15 protein-coding genes are annotated in these 17,960 nt (G+C 53.9%); 8 read left to right on the plus strand and 7 right to left on the minus strand.

The features are described 5' to 3' along the window. Position 1: 1 nt before the first annotated feature. On the minus strand, positions 2-1,489 hold the full coding sequence (wbaP, locus tag JK208_RS09350) for an undecaprenyl-phosphate galactose phosphotransferase WbaP (protein WP_228125507.1): 1,488 nt from the start codon (positions 1,487-1,489) through the stop codon (positions 2-4). A 246-nt stretch (positions 1,490-1,735) separates the two neighbouring features. Between wbaP and JK208_RS09355 the strand changes: the two genes are divergently transcribed. Together JK208_RS09355 and JK208_RS09360 are read left to right on the plus strand one after the other, a co-directional pair. Beyond that, on the plus strand, positions 1,736-3,076 hold the full coding sequence (locus tag JK208_RS09355; RefSeq protein WP_283092420.1) for an outer membrane beta-barrel protein: 1,341 nt from the start codon (positions 1,736-1,738) through the stop codon (positions 3,074-3,076). A gap of 13 nt (positions 3,077-3,089) precedes the next feature. Then, positions 3,090-3,680 carry a polysaccharide biosynthesis/export family protein gene (locus tag JK208_RS09360; RefSeq protein ID WP_249202066.1) on the plus strand — a complete coding sequence of 197 codons (591 nt, stop codon included), beginning with the start codon at positions 3,090-3,092 and terminating at the stop codon, positions 3,678-3,680. A 51-nt stretch (positions 3,681-3,731) separates the two neighbouring features. Here JK208_RS09360 and JK208_RS09365 read toward each other — a convergent pair whose 3' ends face one another. Continuing rightward, positions 3,732-3,911 carry a hypothetical protein gene (locus JK208_RS09365; RefSeq protein WP_062031013.1) on the minus strand — a complete coding sequence of 60 codons (180 nt, stop codon included), beginning with the start codon at positions 3,909-3,911 and terminating at the stop codon, positions 3,732-3,734. On the opposite strand from JK208_RS09365, the gene JK208_RS09370 reads away from it, so the two are divergent. The 4 genes from JK208_RS09370 to JK208_RS09385 all read left to right on the plus strand — a co-directional run bounded on the left by JK208_RS09370 (position 3,910) and on the right by JK208_RS09385 (position 8,181). Continuing rightward, complete coding sequence (locus JK208_RS09370) at positions 3,910-5,058, plus strand: glycosyltransferase (RefSeq protein ID WP_211575812.1); 1,149 nt, start codon at positions 3,910-3,912, stop codon at positions 5,056-5,058. The two genes, JK208_RS09365 and JK208_RS09370, sit on opposite strands and share 2 nt — an antisense overlap. Positions 5,059-5,137: 79 nt before the next feature. Beyond that, complete coding sequence (locus JK208_RS09375; protein ID WP_211575813.1) at positions 5,138-6,463, plus strand: O-antigen ligase family protein; 1,326 nt, start codon at positions 5,138-5,140, stop codon at positions 6,461-6,463. Continuing rightward, positions 6,456-7,082: a phosphatase PAP2 family protein gene (locus tag JK208_RS09380; RefSeq protein ID WP_211575815.1), complete on the plus strand. Its 627-nt coding sequence runs from the start codon at positions 6,456-6,458 to the stop codon at positions 7,080-7,082. Before JK208_RS09375 ends, JK208_RS09380 begins: the two co-directional genes overlap by 8 nt. A gap of 31 nt (positions 7,083-7,113) precedes the next feature. Continuing rightward, positions 7,114-8,181, plus strand: coding sequence for a tetratricopeptide repeat protein (locus tag JK208_RS09385; protein WP_211575816.1), 1,068 nt, complete (start codon positions 7,114-7,116; stop codon positions 8,179-8,181). Positions 8,182-8,226: 45 nt separating this feature from the next. On the opposite strand, the gene JK208_RS16145 is transcribed toward JK208_RS09385, so the two are convergent. Further along, positions 8,227-9,762: an oligosaccharide flippase family protein gene (locus JK208_RS16145; RefSeq protein ID WP_349291977.1), complete on the minus strand. Its 1,536-nt coding sequence runs from the start codon at positions 9,760-9,762 to the stop codon at positions 8,227-8,229. Positions 9,763-10,609: 847 nt separating this feature from the next. Between JK208_RS16145 and JK208_RS09395 the strand changes: the two genes are divergently transcribed. Both JK208_RS09395 and JK208_RS09400 read left to right on the plus strand, forming a co-directional pair. Further along, on the plus strand, positions 10,610-11,893 hold the full coding sequence (locus tag JK208_RS09395; protein ID WP_211575819.1) for a hypothetical protein: 1,284 nt from the start codon (positions 10,610-10,612) through the stop codon (positions 11,891-11,893). A gap of 118 nt (positions 11,894-12,011) precedes the next feature. Then, positions 12,012-13,157, plus strand: coding sequence for an acyltransferase (locus tag JK208_RS09400; RefSeq protein WP_211575821.1), 1,146 nt, complete (start codon positions 12,012-12,014; stop codon positions 13,155-13,157). A gap of 55 nt (positions 13,158-13,212) precedes the next feature. Here the strand turns inward: JK208_RS09400 and ppk2 are convergent, their stop codons facing one another. The 4 genes from ppk2 to JK208_RS09420 all read right to left on the minus strand — a co-directional run bounded on the left by ppk2 (position 13,213) and on the right by JK208_RS09420 (position 17,895). Further along, complete coding sequence (gene ppk2, locus JK208_RS09405; protein ID WP_099287011.1) at positions 13,213-14,130, minus strand: polyphosphate kinase 2; 918 nt, start codon at positions 14,128-14,130, stop codon at positions 13,213-13,215. A 101-nt stretch (positions 14,131-14,231) separates the two neighbouring features. Next, positions 14,232-15,689: a carbohydrate porin gene (locus JK208_RS09410; RefSeq protein ID WP_249202067.1), complete on the minus strand. Its 1,458-nt coding sequence runs from the start codon at positions 15,687-15,689 to the stop codon at positions 14,232-14,234. A gap of 210 nt (positions 15,690-15,899) precedes the next feature. Then, positions 15,900-16,889, minus strand: coding sequence for a phosphate ABC transporter substrate-binding protein PstS (gene pstS, locus JK208_RS09415; RefSeq protein WP_211575939.1), 990 nt, complete (start codon positions 16,887-16,889; stop codon positions 15,900-15,902). A gap of 76 nt (positions 16,890-16,965) precedes the next feature. After that, positions 16,966-17,895 carry a Dyp-type peroxidase gene (locus JK208_RS09420; RefSeq protein WP_194268181.1) on the minus strand — a complete coding sequence of 310 codons (930 nt, stop codon included), beginning with the start codon at positions 17,893-17,895 and terminating at the stop codon, positions 16,966-16,968. Positions 17,896-17,960 lie beyond the last annotated feature (65 nt).

Consider the following 17,960-nt stretch of genomic DNA (forward strand, 5'->3'; position numbering starts at 1 on the left):
CTCACCGTGCGCCGCGTCTCAGGAAAACGGCGGGTAGGGTTTTCGCAAGAATTGCGATATCGTGCCACAAAGTCCAGTTACGCACATACCATCGATCCAGCTGGACGCGTTCAGCATAGCCGGTATCGCTTCTGCCACTGACCTGCCACAGCCCGGTAATTCCAGGACGGATGGCTTGGTAATAATCGAAATTCTCGCCGTAATGACGGACTTCTGCCTGAACGATGGGTCGTGGCCCGACCAGGCTCATATCGCCGCGTAATACGTTGAGGAGCTGCGGCAGTTCATCAAGGCTCGTTTTCCTGATGAAGTGACCAACCCGGGTGATTCTGGGATCATTGCGAAGTTTCTGGGTTTCCTGCCATTCGGCCGCGGCAAGAGGATCGGTCTCCAGAAGCTGCTTCAGCAGTTCATCGGAATTCTTCGCCATTGAGCGGAATTTCAGACATTTGAACTCACGCCCGTTCTGGCCAATCCGTCGATGACCATAGATTGGCTGACCACCGTCCAGAGCAATCAGGACATAGAGGATCACATAAACGGGCAGGACCAGAATGAAGAGAAGCAGGGCGGCGAGGAAATCAAAGGTGAATTTGAGCCTGCGCTGAAGCGGATTTTCCAGATTGCTCTTGTAGGACAGAATAATGGTGTCGTGGCTGAAATAGGACGATTGTGTCAGGCCATGCGTGGGCATCCCGGAAATCTGCGGGATCAGCGCAAAAGGAACACGCCGACGCGTCAGCCACTCGATGATATCGCGTGAATACGTGTCGGTCGGGTCGAGGCAGAGGAGAAACTGAAACCTCGAAGATGCATTCGCATTTTCAGAAGCCAGCAGAGACCCTATTGCGGCTTCGGGGCTCAGGGATCCGATGATTTCGTAGCTGGAGAGCGTTTCGCTGGCCAGAACATGACGTACCTGAGCAGTTTCGGTCTCGTTTCCGATCAGAACCGTAGGAATTTGCCATAAACGCAGTGTGTGGAGAATGCGCCTAGCGCACTGCCGCATGAATTCGCCAAAGAAGGGAAAGATAATCCAAGGCAGCAGAAGCGCAGAGCGCGGTCCGGAAATCTGAAAGGCGAAGGCCCAGAAACCTGTCGCCAGCAAGGCACAGAAAGCGGCTGTGATCAGGCGCCCGAACTCACTCCAGAACGGAAACCGGATGCGGTATTCTCCGCTCGCAAACATATAGAGGAGAACGCCGAGGCAGATGGGCATAAGAGAGCCCATCGTGTGCACCGCGTTGATACGGGCATCCAGAAAAGCTGGGTCTCCAGAGGACATGTTGTGCAGCACTGAGGCGACCCAGCTGCCAAACAGTACCGAAAAGCATAAAGCGATCACGTCACTTACAAGAAAGACGAAAAAAATCCTTGATGAGCGATCAGATGTTAATCGGGAGCGCACGCCGTCGGGCGCAGTTAAGGCTTCCCTGTCTGGAAAAATTTCGAGAGCGTCTTGGGGGAAAGAAGAAGGAAATAGGCTCATCGGCTCTCTGCATTTCAAAGATGCTACCGGATGCGATAGCAGCGTTGTTCCCCAATTAGTCTCCGGGCGAACGGGTACAAAAATAACGATCTCTCGGTAATTAAGACTTTTTATAGACACAAAAACATATGTACGTCTACAATATTGACAATTAATAAATCGTCATAGCGTATATGTCTCATATCTGTCGCTATTGCTGCAATCGAAGCATTTCTGGGTGGATCTTTTTCTGTTAGAAGAGGTCCTATGTTCGTGTGTCGTGAAAAAACTGGTTTGCGTCTGTTTTTTGCGCTTGAGATCGGGATCGCCTCGCAGTTCTCCCTGTTTCTGAGCGGGGCGGCGCATGCGCAGGTCGTGACACAGAATCTCTCTGCGCTGGGAAGCGCCGAAGACGGCCTTTCTGTCGATGCGTTTCAGTCTGATACGGATCGTCGCTATGGATCACAGGGTTTGCAATATGGGCCTTGGGCGATTAGTGGAGGGGCGTCCGAAGGATGGGGCTATACCAACAATGCCGACCAGATGATGGGCGGGGTTCCAAGTGCAGCCAGTGTAACCAATGCCAATCTTGAAGGACTGCTGACCCAAAATCGAAGACTGCTTGATATCGGGGCTACCGTTAGCCAGCAGTATTATCCGGAGCGAAAATTACAGAACCAGACGAACTGGACGGCCTTTCTGCGCGGATATGAAAAGATCGGCCGCCATCGCCTCTCTTATCGATTTGATCATGAGAAGATGACCCAGATGCCATCTGATCTGGGGGCTGCTGAGGTCAACCAGCCCATTCCTTATTTTACGGAAGATCTCAGTCTGGATGATAGGATCGAGACGCGCGGAAGATTGTCGATCATTCCGAACTTCGATCTGAAGCGTTTCCTTTTCACAGACCTTCCAGGCGATAACATCTATCTGCATCAGTCCTACCGTGACCGGCTCCTTTTCTCTGAAGGCGTTGGGGTGCGCTACAGCCTTGCGGAAGGCAGCGATCTGTTGCTGATCGGGCAGGGTGTTGAGATCCGGTACTCCAATAACCGGTTTCATCTTCCTTCACGAGATTCCAACGGTTTTTCAGCTCTGCTCGGCTATGATTATGAAATGCCGGGTCCTTTCAGTATTCGTGTTTTGGGGGGGTATCAGAATCGATTCTATAAGGTCTCAGCCTATAAAACCCTCAATACGTTTTATGCAGAGCTGCGTGGGACATGGACCCCTACACGCATGACGCGAGTGTCTCTGACCGTATCACGTGGAATTTCTGACAGTGCTTTTGAAAGCGTGATCGGTTTTGTTTATACGACCGCTGCTCTTGATATCCGTCAGGTCTATTCCCGTAATGTCGTTCTGCACGCCGGCTTCCAGATTCAACAGGGCGGAGCTGGACAGAGCCCGGCTATCTTCAACAATACCCCGTTATATCAGACGATGACGTCCCAGTTGAATGCCAACTTCAACGTTGGCGTGGACTGGGCATTGGACCAGCATTTTTCTCTTGAGGCTTCAAACGTCTATCGAAATACGAATGCTTCGGGGAGCAGCCGATACAGCATCGATATGGCTATGATAAGTGTGAAATATCAATTATGATAAAGTTCTCATCATGACAGAAATCTCCCGAATGTCGCTGTTACAGAGTGTGCGGAAATATATCCTTTTTCCCATATCGGGCATTGCTCTGGCGGCCTGTAGCCCGGGTGCCGGTCTTTCCCCGGTTCCTGTCTACGACCCAGTGCAGTATCGTCTTGGAACCGATGACGAGGTGCGTCTGATAACCTACGGGCAGGACCAGCTGACCTCTGATTTTCGAATCGACAGTGCAGGCGACATTGATATCCCGTTACTCGGGAACGTTCATGCGTCGGGTCTGACCACGGAACAGCTTGGCCAACAGGTTACAGCGGCTCTGCGACAGAAAGCCATTCTCCGGGATGCGAAGATTGCGGTTCAGGTTACGGCCTACCGTTTGATTTCAATAATCGGCGAAGTCGAACATCCGGGGCAATATGCGTATCAGCCGGGCATGACGATGCTTTCCGCTGTCGCTGCGGCTGGTGGGTTCACTTACCGGTCGTGGGAGCGATATGCCTACACAATCCGCCAAGAGGGAAATTATACGGTCGCCGGACTGCTTTATCCCCAGAATTTCGTAAAGCCGGGGGATGTCATCAAGGTATACGAACGGCATTTCTGATGCCGGGCGTCGCAGGCTCTTACTGGGTTGTTACTCTCAAGTGGCAACAGCTCAGGAAAAGAGCCAGTAACCGCCAGCGATCCAGATGAATGTTCCCAGAAACGCCGCAAGTCCAATTCCGCTGCCAGCGATGGGCGATGTATCTTCCACCGAAGCGGGTTTCGTTGAATGAGTGCAGGCACCTGTCATTGACTGGCGTTCGATGGCAGCAGAATGAGAAAAAAGAGACATGGAATCCATCCGAGTTGCGATCGTACATGAATGGCTTGAAAATTGGGCCGGCTCCGAGCTTGTCATCGAGCAATTAATTAAGTGTTACCCGGATGCAAAAATCTTTGCCGTGGTGGATTTTTTGTCTCCAAAAGACCGGGCGCGGCTCGGTGGCCGTAAAATCCAGACGTCATTCATTCAGAAACTGCCCTTCGCACGTCGCCTTTTCAGGCATTATCTTGGTCTGATGCCGCTTGCTGTGGAGCAGTGGGATCTCAGTGGATTCGATATCGTCATCTCCAGTCATCACGCAGTGGCAAAGGGCGTCATTACAGGCCCTGATCAGTTGCATGTGTCTTATGTGCATTCGCCGATGCGGTATGCGTGGGATTTCCAGAACACCTATCTTCGCCAGAGCGGGTTGAATCGTGGCTTGCGGGGCTTCTATATCCGCTGGCTTTTCCATCGCCTGAGAAACTGGGACGTCCGTGCCGCGGCTGGAGTGGATGCGTTTATCGCCAATTCCAATTATATCGCCCGGCGGATACGAAAGACATGGCGGCGTGAGGCTGCGGTTATTCCGCCTCCCGTTAATCTGGAGCGTTTTTCGGTCGCACAGGTGAAAAAGGATTACTACGTCGTGGTGTCGCGGCTGGTGCCTTACAAGCGGATTGATCTGGTGGTCGAAGCCTTTAGGAACATGCCTGATAAGAAACTGATCGTTATTGGCGGTGGTACAGATCTGGAACTTGTTCGGGAAAAGGCCGGAGACGCTCCAAATATCTCGATCAAGGGGCATGTGTCCGATGCCGAACTCCAGTCGACGTTAGGAGGCGCCAAGGCTTTCGTCTATGCGGGCGAAGAAGATTTCGGTATTTCGTTGGTTGAGGCACAGGCAGCAGGAACGCCGGTGATTGCTTATGGCCGCGGGGGAGCGTGCGATATCGTCCAGCCAGGTGTGACAGGTCTTCTTTTTGGCATCCAGAGCGCGGAAAGCATCGTCGCAGCTGTTCAGGAGTTCGAAGAGCATGAACAGGATATGACCCCGGAACTGTGTCATCAGAACGCTCTCCGTTTTTCGGAAGAACTGTTCCGCTCACGCTTCACATCCTTTGTCGAACAGCAATGGCAAGATTTCATGCCATCCCGGCGGAACGACAGGGTCTGATATGCCTCTGACCGCGATGGGGCTGATTTTCTGGCCCCTCAGCTTCATTTTCTTCTTTAGGAAAGATCCGCAGCGTCTCTTGGAATTGACCCTCATAGGAGGAATCTTTCAGGCGGCAGCGGTTCTGGTCATGGGAGGGCTTGGCCTGCAGCCGACAATGGCTCCGGGCATGCTCTTCATTGCGTTCATGGGTCTTCAGTTCATGCTGGGGGTCAAGTTCCCCGCGGTTGGACCGACCCTCAAATTTTGCGTGCCGCTTTTTATCTCGTTTTTCTGGGCGCTCCTTGGTTCCATTCTGCTGCCCCGTCTGTTTGAAGGGGTTGTGCTAGTTTGGCCCCAGAAAATGGACGACGTAGCCGCCCGTGTTCCGCTTGCGCCCACGCGCGGGAACATGACCCAGGATTGTTATCTGGTTTTAGATCTTGTCATGTTTGTCATGACTGTTTTTTTTCTGACCCGGCGTGAGGCTGATCCACGTCGGCTTTACAATGCCTATCTCCTGGGAGCCGCTCTGGCGTGTGGGATCGGTTTCTGGGAGATGGCGCACCGTCTGGTTGGAAGTATTCCGTTTCCGAAAGAACTTTTCTACTCCAATCCAGGCTGGGCCGTGCTCGATGGGCAGATGAGCGGCCCGGTGCCGCGCATCAATGCAACCTTCACCGAACCTTCATCCTGTGCGACATTTCTCACAGGGACGCTTTATTCAACCGTATGGTCCACTCTGAGAGGGTATGGAAACTGGGCGACACGGTTAATGATTTTCATGAGTACCCTGTGTCTGCTGATGACGACGTCGACGACGGGATATGTCGCCATGCTGGCTGGATTGGTCCTGTTGATCGTTTACGCCGTATTAAGTCGTGAGAGGCGATTGTTCCGACGTCTGATGATGTTCATTGCAGGCGGAATAGTGTGCATGGGGGTGACGACATTGGCTCTGACGGCTTTTGCGCCTGATGTTGTAAAAGCGGCGTCGGTAGTCATGCTGGAAACTCAGGACAAGAAACAGTCGGCTTCTTATGAGGAGCGGACCCAGAAGGACGCTGATTCGTACCAACTTGCATTTGACACCTATGGCCTTGGGACCGGTTGGGGCAGTGACCGTTCCTCCAGTCTTCTTCCGGGCTTTCTGGCTACGATAGGCGTTGTAGGTGTTCTGATTCTGGTGATCTGGAATGGAAGCCTGTTTCTGAAAATCTATCGCACGATCAAGGCGGCAGCGGGTGAACGATCGCTTGATGCATGGATGATCGAGGCAACATTTACTGCGTTACTCGGGCGAACGGTGGCGACCCTGATTTCAGGCCCCGTTCTGGGGACGATGGATTTTTATGTGATGCTGGCCATGCTGGTGTCATCGTTGATTCGCCTTCAGACCAAAGCGGGAAAGCGGGTGCGTGCCTGACGGCCTCATAAGTCTTATCGGGTTTTTTAGCGACTTCGGAGACGAAAATATCCTGTGGCCGGTGATGGCCCTGACTGGTCTTCTGTTGATTGTGCAGGCGCGGCGGAAAATATTTTTCCAATGGCTGGCTCTGGTGATCGTGGTGTTTGGCGGAATGCTGGTGCTCAAACTGGAGTTTGAAGCATGCGGCCGGCTTCCGGGCCAGAATCTTTACAGCCCGAGCGGGCATACAGCAGGTACGACGTTTGTCTATGGCAGCATGATTGTGCTGTTTGGCAGGCTGCCGATCGCGGGTTTTGTGGGGGCTCTGGCGATTGCACTGCTCGCTGGCGCTGCACGTGTCTGGTTGCATGTCCATTCCGTTGCCGAGGTGTGTGTGGGGGGCGCTTTGGGAATGCTGGGCGTTCTGTTGCTGACGTTTGCACGCTACCGGGAAATACAGACATCCTCGAAACAAAAGAAGCCTGATTGGTCTGTTGTAGTGCTTCTTGTGGGCCTTCTGATTGTGGCTTTGTCACTGCATGGTCTGCGGTCTCCAGCGGAAGTATGGCTTGAATATTTTTCTCACCGGTTTGTTGCGCCATTCAGGCACTGTCCTGTAACACTCTCCACAACCTGACCTTATATTTCTTCAAGTCTGGAAAAGTCCCATGAGTAAACTCGGATTCCCGTTATTTCTCCGGCCCGAGGCAAAGCTGCAAAATGCCAAGAGACTGCTGGAGCATGGAAAGGCCAGGCAGGGACTCAGACAGCTTCATACTTTGGCGACGTCAGGAAATGAGGAGGCTCAGTTTGTTCTGGGAGAGCTTTATCTGGCGGATAAAGACGTCCCTATAAACCCCGGAGAGGCCCTGCGCTGGTTTCAGAAAGCCGCAGAACATGGTCACGCCCAAGCGTGCCATAAACTGGCACAGTTGTGTTACATGGGGCTGGGTCCAGCATCCGTAGATCGCGCGACAGTTTTTGAAAGAATTCCCGAACAGGGAACGCCTGACTATGAAGGTGCCTTGCACTGGGCAGGGAAGGCCGTCGACGGCGGAGATTCCGGCGGTATGGCGATGATGGCTCATCTCCTGATGCAGGGGCCTGAAAATCTGCGCGATCCTGAAAGAGGGCGGGAGCTTTATCGCAGGGCTGCTGAGGCTGGCAATGTGCAGGGTCTTTATGGCTATGGTCTTGATCTGCTTGGAGCCGCGCAAAATGCCGCGGAGCGCGAGCAAGGTCTATCCTATATCCGCAGGGCCGCGCAGGCTGGTCTTGCGGATGCTGAACTGACTCTCGGAACCGTTTTGGAATATGAGGGCGGAAAAGACGCGCAGGCCTTCGAGCATTTCATGAAAGCTGCTGAAGATGATCGGCCTGCGGCACAGATGAAGGTTGGAATCGCCTATTATCAGGGGCGTGGCGTGGAGCGGGATGTTTCCAAAGCCGAGACGTGGTTGCGCAAAGCCGCACAGGGTGGAGAAGTTGAAGCGATTGCGTTGGTCGGAGATATCAATCTTCAGGGCGATGGTGTGAGTCCCAATTTTCCTGAGGCCCATTCCTGGTATCGCAGGGCCGCAGAATCCGGACACGCGGGCGCTGCGGTAACACTGGCCCAGTTGGTCTATAATGGAATGGGATGTGCTGCTGATCCTGCGGAGGCGAAGAGGCTTCTGGAGTTCGCAGCATCGCGAGGAAACGCTGCTGCGAAAGAATTGCTGCAACGTTTCGGGTAGGAAAACTGACAAGGAGGGATGCCTGTCTGGCAGACAGTGTGCCTGTCAAAGCGCGACGCGGTTTTTCCTCAGCTTTGACATGCATAGTCCAACGACCCTGGCTTCTACCGATCCAGGTTTTTTTCCGGTCATAGACCAGAGTGCGAGCAGTGCAAGAACATAAGCCATGAGTCCAGCGCTGCCGAGAATGAAGAGTTTTATAATGCCGGGCCATGAAGCCGGCAGAAGATACCATTTGATGCTTTCTATACTGAGCCACGACACGATGCCAGCTAGGCAGGTCCGCCAGTTCTGAAAGAAGACTTCACCATAAGAGACTTTGATCAGGGTTTTGGTGGTCGAGAGATAGATAAGCATCATGATGAATGCGACGCAGATGCGTCCCCAGCATGCCCCCAGCGCTCCGAAGAAATAGGACGCCCCTGTGACGATAGGGATTTTGAAGGCAAATTCCAGAGAATTAAGGCGCATATAAAGATGGTTTTTTTTGAAAGCCATGACCAGTGCTGAAATGCCTTCTGCCAATCCTGCAAGGATCGGTGGAATGGCGAGCAGGGAAATATAGGTGATGGATTTTTCCCACTTTGCTCCCAGAATCGTATGGACGATCTCCCTTGAAAGCGCAGACATTTCAATAAAAATAGGAAGAATGATCATGAACACACTGGCGTTCGACAACTGGTAGAGATTTCTGAAGTGATCCATGTTGTCCCGCCGCGCCACAAGGGCAGAAAGCAGGGGACGACTGAGGGGCGCGATAATGGCCTGTGACGGAATCCCCACCAGATCGCTCGCGATCGAAAAGGCTCCCAAGGTTTGCGGAGGCACCATACGTCCCAGAATAAGGCGGTCATATTGCCAATTGATGGCGCTGATGATCTGGCCTCCGCTGCTCCAGCCAAGAAAATTTCTGAAATCGCTCCATCGCGATAGCGTAAAGCGTGGTCTGTATGGAGAGATCACATAAGAAACGATCATCCCAAAAGCAGTATTTGTAATCGTTGCGGCTGCAACAGCCCAGTAGGAGCGCGTTGTCACGGCCACAATAACCGCAACGGTCATAGAACCAAATTTTCCGAGAAAATCGATGATACATTCGCGCGTAAAATCGAGACGCTTTGTGTAAAGCGTCAGGGTCGGACTCCACATTCCGCGCAGGGCAGGAGCCAGACTAAGCGCCATGAGCAGCGGAAACAGCCGGGAGTCGTGGTATATAATGGAAAATGGGAGGGAAATGACGAAGATAATAATACAAATAATGGTGCCGCGCAGGAAGCTGAGCGTGAATGATGTGTCGAGATGATCTTTGTCTATGGTCTCCAGAACAACGAGCGCCTGAGATAGGGGAAGTTCGAAAATGGCTTCCGTAAGATAAATGACGGACATGGCCAGAGACACGACGCCAAAATCGGCCGGCAGCAGAAGGTGGGTCAGAACAACAAGCGATACAAAATCCAGGAGACGACCTGACAGCTTGGCACCGAGCAGAAGTGCCGCACCGCGTGCTGCTTTTGCGCCGACGTTCGTAAATGTTTCCTGCTCCGGGATCGGGGCATTTTCCGGTTCGAAGCTATTAGTCACGAGAGTGCGTCAACCCTTCAGCGCTATCATTCTGGTTATGGATGCCTCCAGTCCAGGAGATGTTCAAGTTCTAAGATTATTTCTTTTGTGGCGTTTGTTCCATGCCGTGAAAATAAAATTATCATCATTCGTCTTTGCGTTTTGCCGAGTTATTTCTGTTTGTCACCCGCCTTTCATGCTGTTGCCTGCAAAAACCCTCTCCTAAAATGTTTTGATGTTATTTCGGGAGGGCCGCGCCATGACCTCAAAATTGCTGACGAAGGTGGAAAGACCTGCGCGCGGATGCAGGTTACCCAATGAAGTCAGGCTGGATTGTGGAAGATCAAGGTTCCGATCTGCTCATTCTTTCCAGTGCAGGGCATAGCGCTAGCATATTTGCCTACCAACCCGATTCCCGGTCCATATTAATGGTTTGTTCTGAGCCAGGGCCACTGGCGGCATGGGCGTCTCGTTGAGAGAATGACAATGCTCCGTTGATTTTCCGTATATTTTTCATCGATGCTCAAAAATTAAGCATTTGTTCGAATAGGGCAAAATTAATCACATTTTAACTATTGGGAATTTCTGCCGAAGATATTTGGCTTTTTTGACGAAAAGTCTGGATTGGATTTTTTTTGTTGGGCCCTTTCCGCTGGAAAGGCCCTCTTAGTTGCGCATATTTCGGCCTTGAGGGCGATGTTGATAACAAAAAAACTCATTAACGTCTTATTAATGAGAAAAGATTTTTCGGATGTGCGAGTAAGTGCACATTATTCGATCCAAAAGTGCGCTAACTCAATAATTGAGTGCCTTGGGATTGATTGTAATATTTTCGGGACTGCTCCCGATAGTACAGGATAACTGCGACATGGCTTCGACTTATTGGACCGGCGGCACTAACGGCGATTTTTATAATGTCACGAACTGGTCGACGGGTGAGTCTCCGACCACGTATCATGACGTTTCCATTTTCGGTACGAGCGCTACTGTCACGGCAGAAGCTGTCGCGAGCACGGTCAGTGCAACGCCGGTTCCCAGCCTGACAATCGGTGGGTACGGCACACTCGACATCACGGCAACGTCCTGCCAGTCCAGCGAAAGCTCTCCTGTCTTCTCGACCAGTGCTTTCCAGGTGTTCCAGTACGGCACGATCGTGATCGATACGCCGTCTGCAGTTCAGCTTGGCGACATCAACGTCATGAACGGCACCCTTACCATCGAAAACAACCGTAGCAACGTTTTCATGGGCGCGGGTTCTCGTCTGAATGGCGGCGGCACGCTGAATCTGGTTGATTCCACGTTTGGTAGCCAGACAGCCAGCATCAACGTCGAAAATTCGATGCACATCACGCTCTCTGGCAACAGCACGATGTACACGGGTTTTCTGACGACGGGTGTCTCTGTTGCATTCGATTCCAAGTCGAGCGAGCAGTTTTTCCTCAATGGTTCGGACGGAACGGTCGACACCAAGTTCTCGGGTGTTTCTTCCAAAACCCAGTTCGGCATCACAGCCAATACGGGCGAGACCCCGCTCTCGGCATCGTATGTCAAGAATACGGACGGTAGCTACAGCCTCGTTGTGCAGGAAAGCGATAACCACACGCTGACCCTGAACAGTGTCACGATGGCTTCCGGATATACTCCGGGTACCCTCGCGATTACTCAGGATAAGAGCGGTAATTATCTTATTTCTGATACGTCCGCGAACAGTGGCAACTCGGGCAACCATTGTGGTGGGCACGGTGGCCACTGGGGTCATCATGATGGAAACTCGAGCGGTCATTCCGGTTGGAACGGCCACGACGGTCACTCGGGATCGAACGGTCATAATGGCTCCAGCACGGGTTGTGGCGGCCATGGCGCGAGCTGGGGCTGGGGTTGGGGATCGGGTGGCTGTGACTACTCCTCTTCCATCAAGCAGATCATTGCGTCCTGGAGCAATGCTTTCTCGTCCTGCAAGGGTTGGCAGTCGAGCAGCTGTGGTAGCAGCAACTGGTTTGGTGGCAACTCCGCCCAGTCCGGTAGCGGCTGGAGCTCTTCTTTCAACTGGGGCCAGCAGAGCGGTTCACACGGCTGCTTCTCGTCATCGGGACAGTCTTCGTCGCATTCCCAGGCATCTGTGATCCACAACACGTCTCACTGGGGCTGCTAATCGCTCTGGCGATTAGTCTGTTCCGGGATTGAAAAAGAAGCACCTGGAAACGGGTGCTTCTTTTTTTGTTTCCAGTATGAATGTTGGAAAATAAACCGTTTCAGGAACAACAAACAGAATGTCTGACAGGACGCACGAGCCCACCGGTTTGAGTAGCTCTTCGGGGGATCATATCCCGTCTCTGCAATCACTGCGGGGAATTGCGTCCATAACCGTATTGTTGCGTCATTATGTGCGTTGCTTTCCTGGAGGCGAAACTTTCTGGCTGGCATACCAGAATATCTTTCTGAATTCGCAGGCGGCCGTTGTCGTATTTTTTGTTCTGAGCGGCTTCGTCCTGTCTCCGTCTCTTTTCAGAAAGTCCATAAGCGTGAGTGGGCTTGCCGGATTTTACGTTCGGCGCTTTTTTCGCATTGTTCCGCTGCTTGCAGTCGTAACGGCTTTATCGCTTATTTATGTAAAATCGTCTTTTTCGACCTGGGACGTGCCATTTACCAATTCCTGGTTTGCCGGGTTGCTTCCGCATGGCGTGCCGTTATCGGCCTCGATCCTGGCCAGATGTTTTGTTGGCATGAACAGTGCTCTCGTTCCCCAGAACTGGACGATCGCCTGCGAATTACTGGTGGCATTGATATTGCCATTCTTGGTCAAAGCCTGCACAGGACGTTTCTGGCTTGCTGCACTGACGTTTGTCATTGCGGCGGTATTATCGTTTATTGCTGCCGATGGTGGCGGGAAAAGCCTTCCTGTAGTTTATGCGGTCGATTTTGTTGTCGGAATTCTGACCTTCAGGATTTTACAGTCTCATGACAAACGATATTCTGACCTGTTTTTCTATGCGGCGGTAATCGGACTTGTTGGGGCCTGGAAGATAGTGGAGGTGGTGACAGGCCAGGTTGATCCGGCATTCAACGATCCGTTCCGCAGTCTTGTCGAAGCCATTTTTGCTGCTGTCATCATTTATGGCCTTGCGACAAAGAGCCATATGTCCCGGCTTCTTTCGGTGCGGTGGCTGGTTTGGCTTGGAGATATTTCCTTTGGAATATATCTCGTCCATTTCCTGGTTATCGTCATTGTTGCGCGGTTAATGACGTCTTTTCTGCTTCCGTACTCGCTTCTTGTACAGGCTTCCGTGATGCTTGTTCCGGTTCTCGCAATATCCTTGGCAGCGTCCTATTTTGTCTTTCGTTTCATTGAAATCCCATTCAATGACTTTGGAAAAAGCCTTCAACGTCGCGTCAGGACCGCTCTTTCCCGGGGATGACTGATTGAAATCAGGCATCTTCTCCTCCCGTCAGAGGGAGGAGAAGACGTGGTTTTCAGTAGCGTTCGGGAACGAGCATGGTTTCGGGCGTGGGTTCGCGCTCATAATCCGGATGGAAGACCCGCTCCGGCAGCACAACTTCTGTGCGGCTGACGGGTTCGTAGGGCACAAGTGACAGGAAATGGGCGATGCAGTTCAGGCGCGCGCGTTTCTTGTCCACGGCGGGAACGACCCACCACGGGGCTTCGGGGATGCTGGAACGTTCCAGCATGACTTCCTTGGCCAGAGTGTAATTTTCCCAACGGCGACGGCTTTCAAGATCCATCGGGCTGAGCTTCCACTGCTTCAGTGGGTCTTCGATCCGGGCGCGGAAGCGTGATTCCTGCTCTTCGTCCGTGATCGAAAACCAGAACTTGATGACCCGGATTCCGCTGCGAACCAGCATGCGTTCAAATTCGGGAACGGAGCGGAAGAATTCTTCATAGTCTTCGTCCGTGCAGAACCCCATGACACGTTCAACGCCGGCCCGGTTGTACCAGCTGCGATCAAAGAGAACGATTTCGCCTGCGGCCGGGAGATGGGCCACATAGCGCTGGAAATACCACTGCGTGCGCTCGCGGTCATTTGGGGCTGGCAGGGCGGCGACGCGGCAGATCCGGGGATTCAGACGCTGGGTGATGCGCTTGATTGCGCCCCCTTTGCCCGCAGCGTCCCGGCCTTCAAAGAGGACGACAATCCGCTCGCCACTGGCTTTAACCCAGTCTTGCAGTTTGATGAGTTCGCCCTGAAGGCGGATCAGTTCGCGGAAATAAGTGCGGCGGAATTCACGGTCCGCAGGATCAAGGCCTTCACCTTCATTTTCTTCCAGAGAAAGCTCGAATTCTTCATCCAGGTCATCGATGATTTCGTAGCGCATGCGCGCCCGAGCCTGTTCGTCTGGCGAGAGACCGCCGAAATCGTTGTCCTGCGTCATGAATAGATTCCTTTGTCACCGGCTTTACAGGCCGTGAACAGAACCTTACCGGGCAAAGCGCAACCGAAGTTTGAAACTTAATTGAAATCATAAAACCGGTTTTAGAAGGACGTGGTCATGTTCAGACCCAGAACGGCTCCTCGTGATGCGGATGCGGCGCCTTTTACCGGTTCCTGACCGCCCAGATTCCAGAAATACTGAAAATCCGGTTGGAGGGTGACGTAATCGCGGATCGGAACCTGCCATGTCAGCTCGATATGGTTTTCCGGCACCAGAAGTCTGGCCGAACTGTCTGAAAGACGAATAACATCCCGTGCGTTTTCCTTGGCGCGATGGCTGAAAAATCCTGTTCCCCAGCCGATTCCGATCACGTCATTGGGGCGGGAAGGGACAAAGCCCTGAAAGGTCAGTCCGGCCTCCACCTCGGCGGTAAGACGGTTTCGGGTGCCACTGGCCATGGTGGCGCGTACGAAAGTGTTGATGGCCTTGACCGGATCGCCCATTGTTCGCCAGAGCGCCTGATCAAACACGACATAACCCAGCCAGGTTCCGGAATGGTAAAAGGGTGTGCCATTGCTCTCCGGACTCCCCAGAAGGCCACCCTGATTGTCGAAACGCGGGTCCGGAAAGCGGCCTGTATCGTACAGTCCGCCAATTTTCCATGTTCCCGGAAGGGCAGGGGCGTCCTTTCCTGAAAGGCTTTGCGCTGCATCGACCCAGAGTTGGGCTTCTCCCATGAAAAGCGTGCCGCCCTTGGTGGAAAAGGTCGTCCCCGACGGGTCGATCCGTGTGGGGCTGAGAGTGCTGTAGAAGGGACCTCGGGTTGGATTGTCGTCCGTGATGGCGAGCATGAGGACGAGCGGGTAGGCGGGGGACCATTTGATTCGTGTTCCAACGGCGGAAAACGGCCATGAGGGGCCACCGGAGTAGAGATTACTGGACGTTGAAAGCGGCCAGCCGAAACTGGCATTCAGGAACAGGGACGCGTTCTGGCTGACCAGAAACTCGGTGTCCAGATCGATCGTTCCGACGCGAATATCCAGCCTGTTTCCAAAAAATCCCTGCCCGTACCAGAGTTCAAACAGGCGGGTCGTCCGACCGGCATCGTAACCACTGACCGGATTGAGGGAGCCAAGGCGTTCTCCGGCCAGAGACCGTCCCCGGACCTGAATGGCGCTGATATTGAACAGCCCGTCATGCCATCCGAAGGCCCGGCGTGTTTCCAGAAGAAGCGTTGCGGCCGTCATGCCGTCATAGGTCGGACCGGGATGCAGGCCGCCGGAAGCGAGGCCCCAGACTTCCTCGACATCCTGAAGATTGAACCGGATCCCTTTCCGACCCAGCCAGGAGCGTGCGCCGCCCATGTCGCCCAGAAGTTCGGTTCCCGTATCTTCAGGGGGTAAAACAAAACCCGGTGCCGGGGAGGGCAGGGGAACGCCTGATGGCAGCACATCGGTGACGAGCGGCGCTGTTGCCGCCCGTGCGGTTCCGATCAGGAAAACCAGAGCAAAATATCGGCCCGTTAGGCGCAGAAGCGAAGGAGAATGTCCTTCGGACATGCCGGTATCCCGTCAGATGGAGGCGGACAGGAACAGCGGTAGGAAAACCGGATCTAGTGCTCCCGCAGGGCTGGAGACGTGTGGAGATCGGCAATGACCCGGAACACGGTCTGGCAAGACGGTTCCCCTTCCCTGAGGGCGTGGACTGTCCGGACCATTCACAGGACGGGGAGGGGGAAGTGAAGTGAAGTTATTATGACGTGGCAGAGTTCAGGGCCAGCCGGACAGGACCCTGTCTTTCACGCTCGTGGGCAGCGGTACGTAATCCAGATCCCGCGTTATGTCATCGCCCTGTTTCAGGCCATATCTGAAAAATGTTTTTGTGGCGGCGGCTGCCGTCCTGTCTGTCGGATGGGCAGGCACGAGAACGAAGGTTGCGCTCATGATCGGCCAGGCCTGCGGCGCCGGGGCCTGAAGAAGATTCACGGCGTAATGGTCAGCGTGCGCCCAGTCCGCGCTGGTGGCAGCACTGGTGAACGACGCTTTTTCCGGCGTGACGAACTGTCCGGCATAGTTTTTCAGCCGGACGGTATTGAGCCTGTTCTGACGCGCGAACGCATATTCCACAAAGCCGATGCCCCCGATGGATTGACGCACGCTGGCTGCGACCCCGTCATTGCCCCGCGCTTCCGGTCCATCACCCCACATTCCGGCTTTCCAGTCGGGCGCGATGTCATGCAGATAATCCGCGAAAACATGGCTGGTGCCCGAGGCTTCCTCGCGGTGGATAGGGAGCACATCCAGATCCGGCAGGCGCAGGCCGGGGTTCAGGGCCCGGAGACGTGGATCGGCCCATGTTGTGATCGTGCCGTCAAACAGCGCGGCAAGTGTTGGTCCGTCCAGTTTCATCTGGTTCGAAGCAATGCCGGGGACATTGATAATCACCACAATCGCGCCCAGTGCGGTCGGGAACTGATAAAGGCTGTTTGAGTCCAGCAAGGTGGCCGAGAGTGGGAGATCCGAGGCTCCGAAATCCGCACCAGAAGTCATGACGAGCTTTTGTCCCGCACCGGAGCCAACGCTCTGATAGGTCAGAGATAGGCCGGTCTGGCGATGAAAACCTTCGCCCCATCCCCGGTAAAGCGGGGCGGCAAAGCTGGAGCCGCCACCGGTGAGGTCAGCGGAATAGGCCGTCGCGCAGAAAAGGACCCCAAGAACGCCCATCACGCAGCGCGCGATCCGCTTGCCCCAGTGATACATGCTCAACCACGCTCCGCTTTATGGCCCGGTTTGTCTATCATTACGGACAAGCGCGTGACCATGCCTCTTCGCACGATCAGGCGTCGATATCGTCCAGATAATCGGCAGAGGGAACAAAGAACAGCGAGCCTGTGACGGGACGGCTGTAATCCAGCAGACGGTCATAATTTCCTGCCGGTTTGCCAACGAACATGTTGTGCAGCATTTCCTCCGTGACGGACGGGGAGCGGGCATAGCCGATGAAATAGGTGCCGAACTCGCCCTTGCCCGCTTCGCCGAACGGCATGTTGTCACGCAGGATATCGACCTGCTTGCCGTTGCGGGTCACAACGTTCAGGGCGTTATGGGCGTAAGCGGGTTTTGTTTTGTCATCGAGTTCGACATTGGACAGCTTTTTGCGGCCGATGATTTTTTCCTGCATCTCGACGGGCAGGGTGTTCCAGGCATCGAGATCGTGGAAATATTTCTGCGTGATGACGTAGCTTCCGCCTTTGAAAGCCGCGTCTTCGTCGCCGATGATGGCGGCCTCGCAGGCTGCGGCATTTTCAGGGTTTTCCGTGCCGTCCACGAAGCCGATTAGGTCCCGGTCATCGAAATATTTGAAGCCGTGGACTTCATCCACAACCGTGCAGACGGCGCGCAGGCGCTCCATGACCAGCTTAGCCATTTCGAAGCACATGTCCATGCGGGTGGCGCGGATATGGAACAGCATGTCGCCGGGGGTGGAAACAGCGTGATGGACGCCTTTGATTTCCTGAAACGAGTGCAGTTCCTGTGGACGCGGGCCGGGAAAGAGCCGGTCCCACGCCGTTGATCCGAACCCCAGAACGCAGGAAAGCTGCCCGTTCAGATCCCGGAAGCCGACCGTGCGACGCAGGCCGGAAAGATCCGCGCAGAGGCTGCGGATGGTCTTTTCCGCATCCGTGCCGGGATTGATGTTCAGGACAAGGAAAATGGCGGCGCGCGTCAGGGGGGCGGCAACGGGTTGGGGCGTGGCGTCGGACATCGGAACAGTCTTTCCATCAGCGTGGCAATATATGTCTGGCTGTTGATAGCGCGCGTCCTGTCAAA

The organism is Gluconobacter sp. Dm-74, assembly GCF_018256135.1.
Classification (GTDB): domain Bacteria; phylum Pseudomonadota; class Alphaproteobacteria; order Acetobacterales; family Acetobacteraceae; genus Gluconobacter; species Gluconobacter cadivus.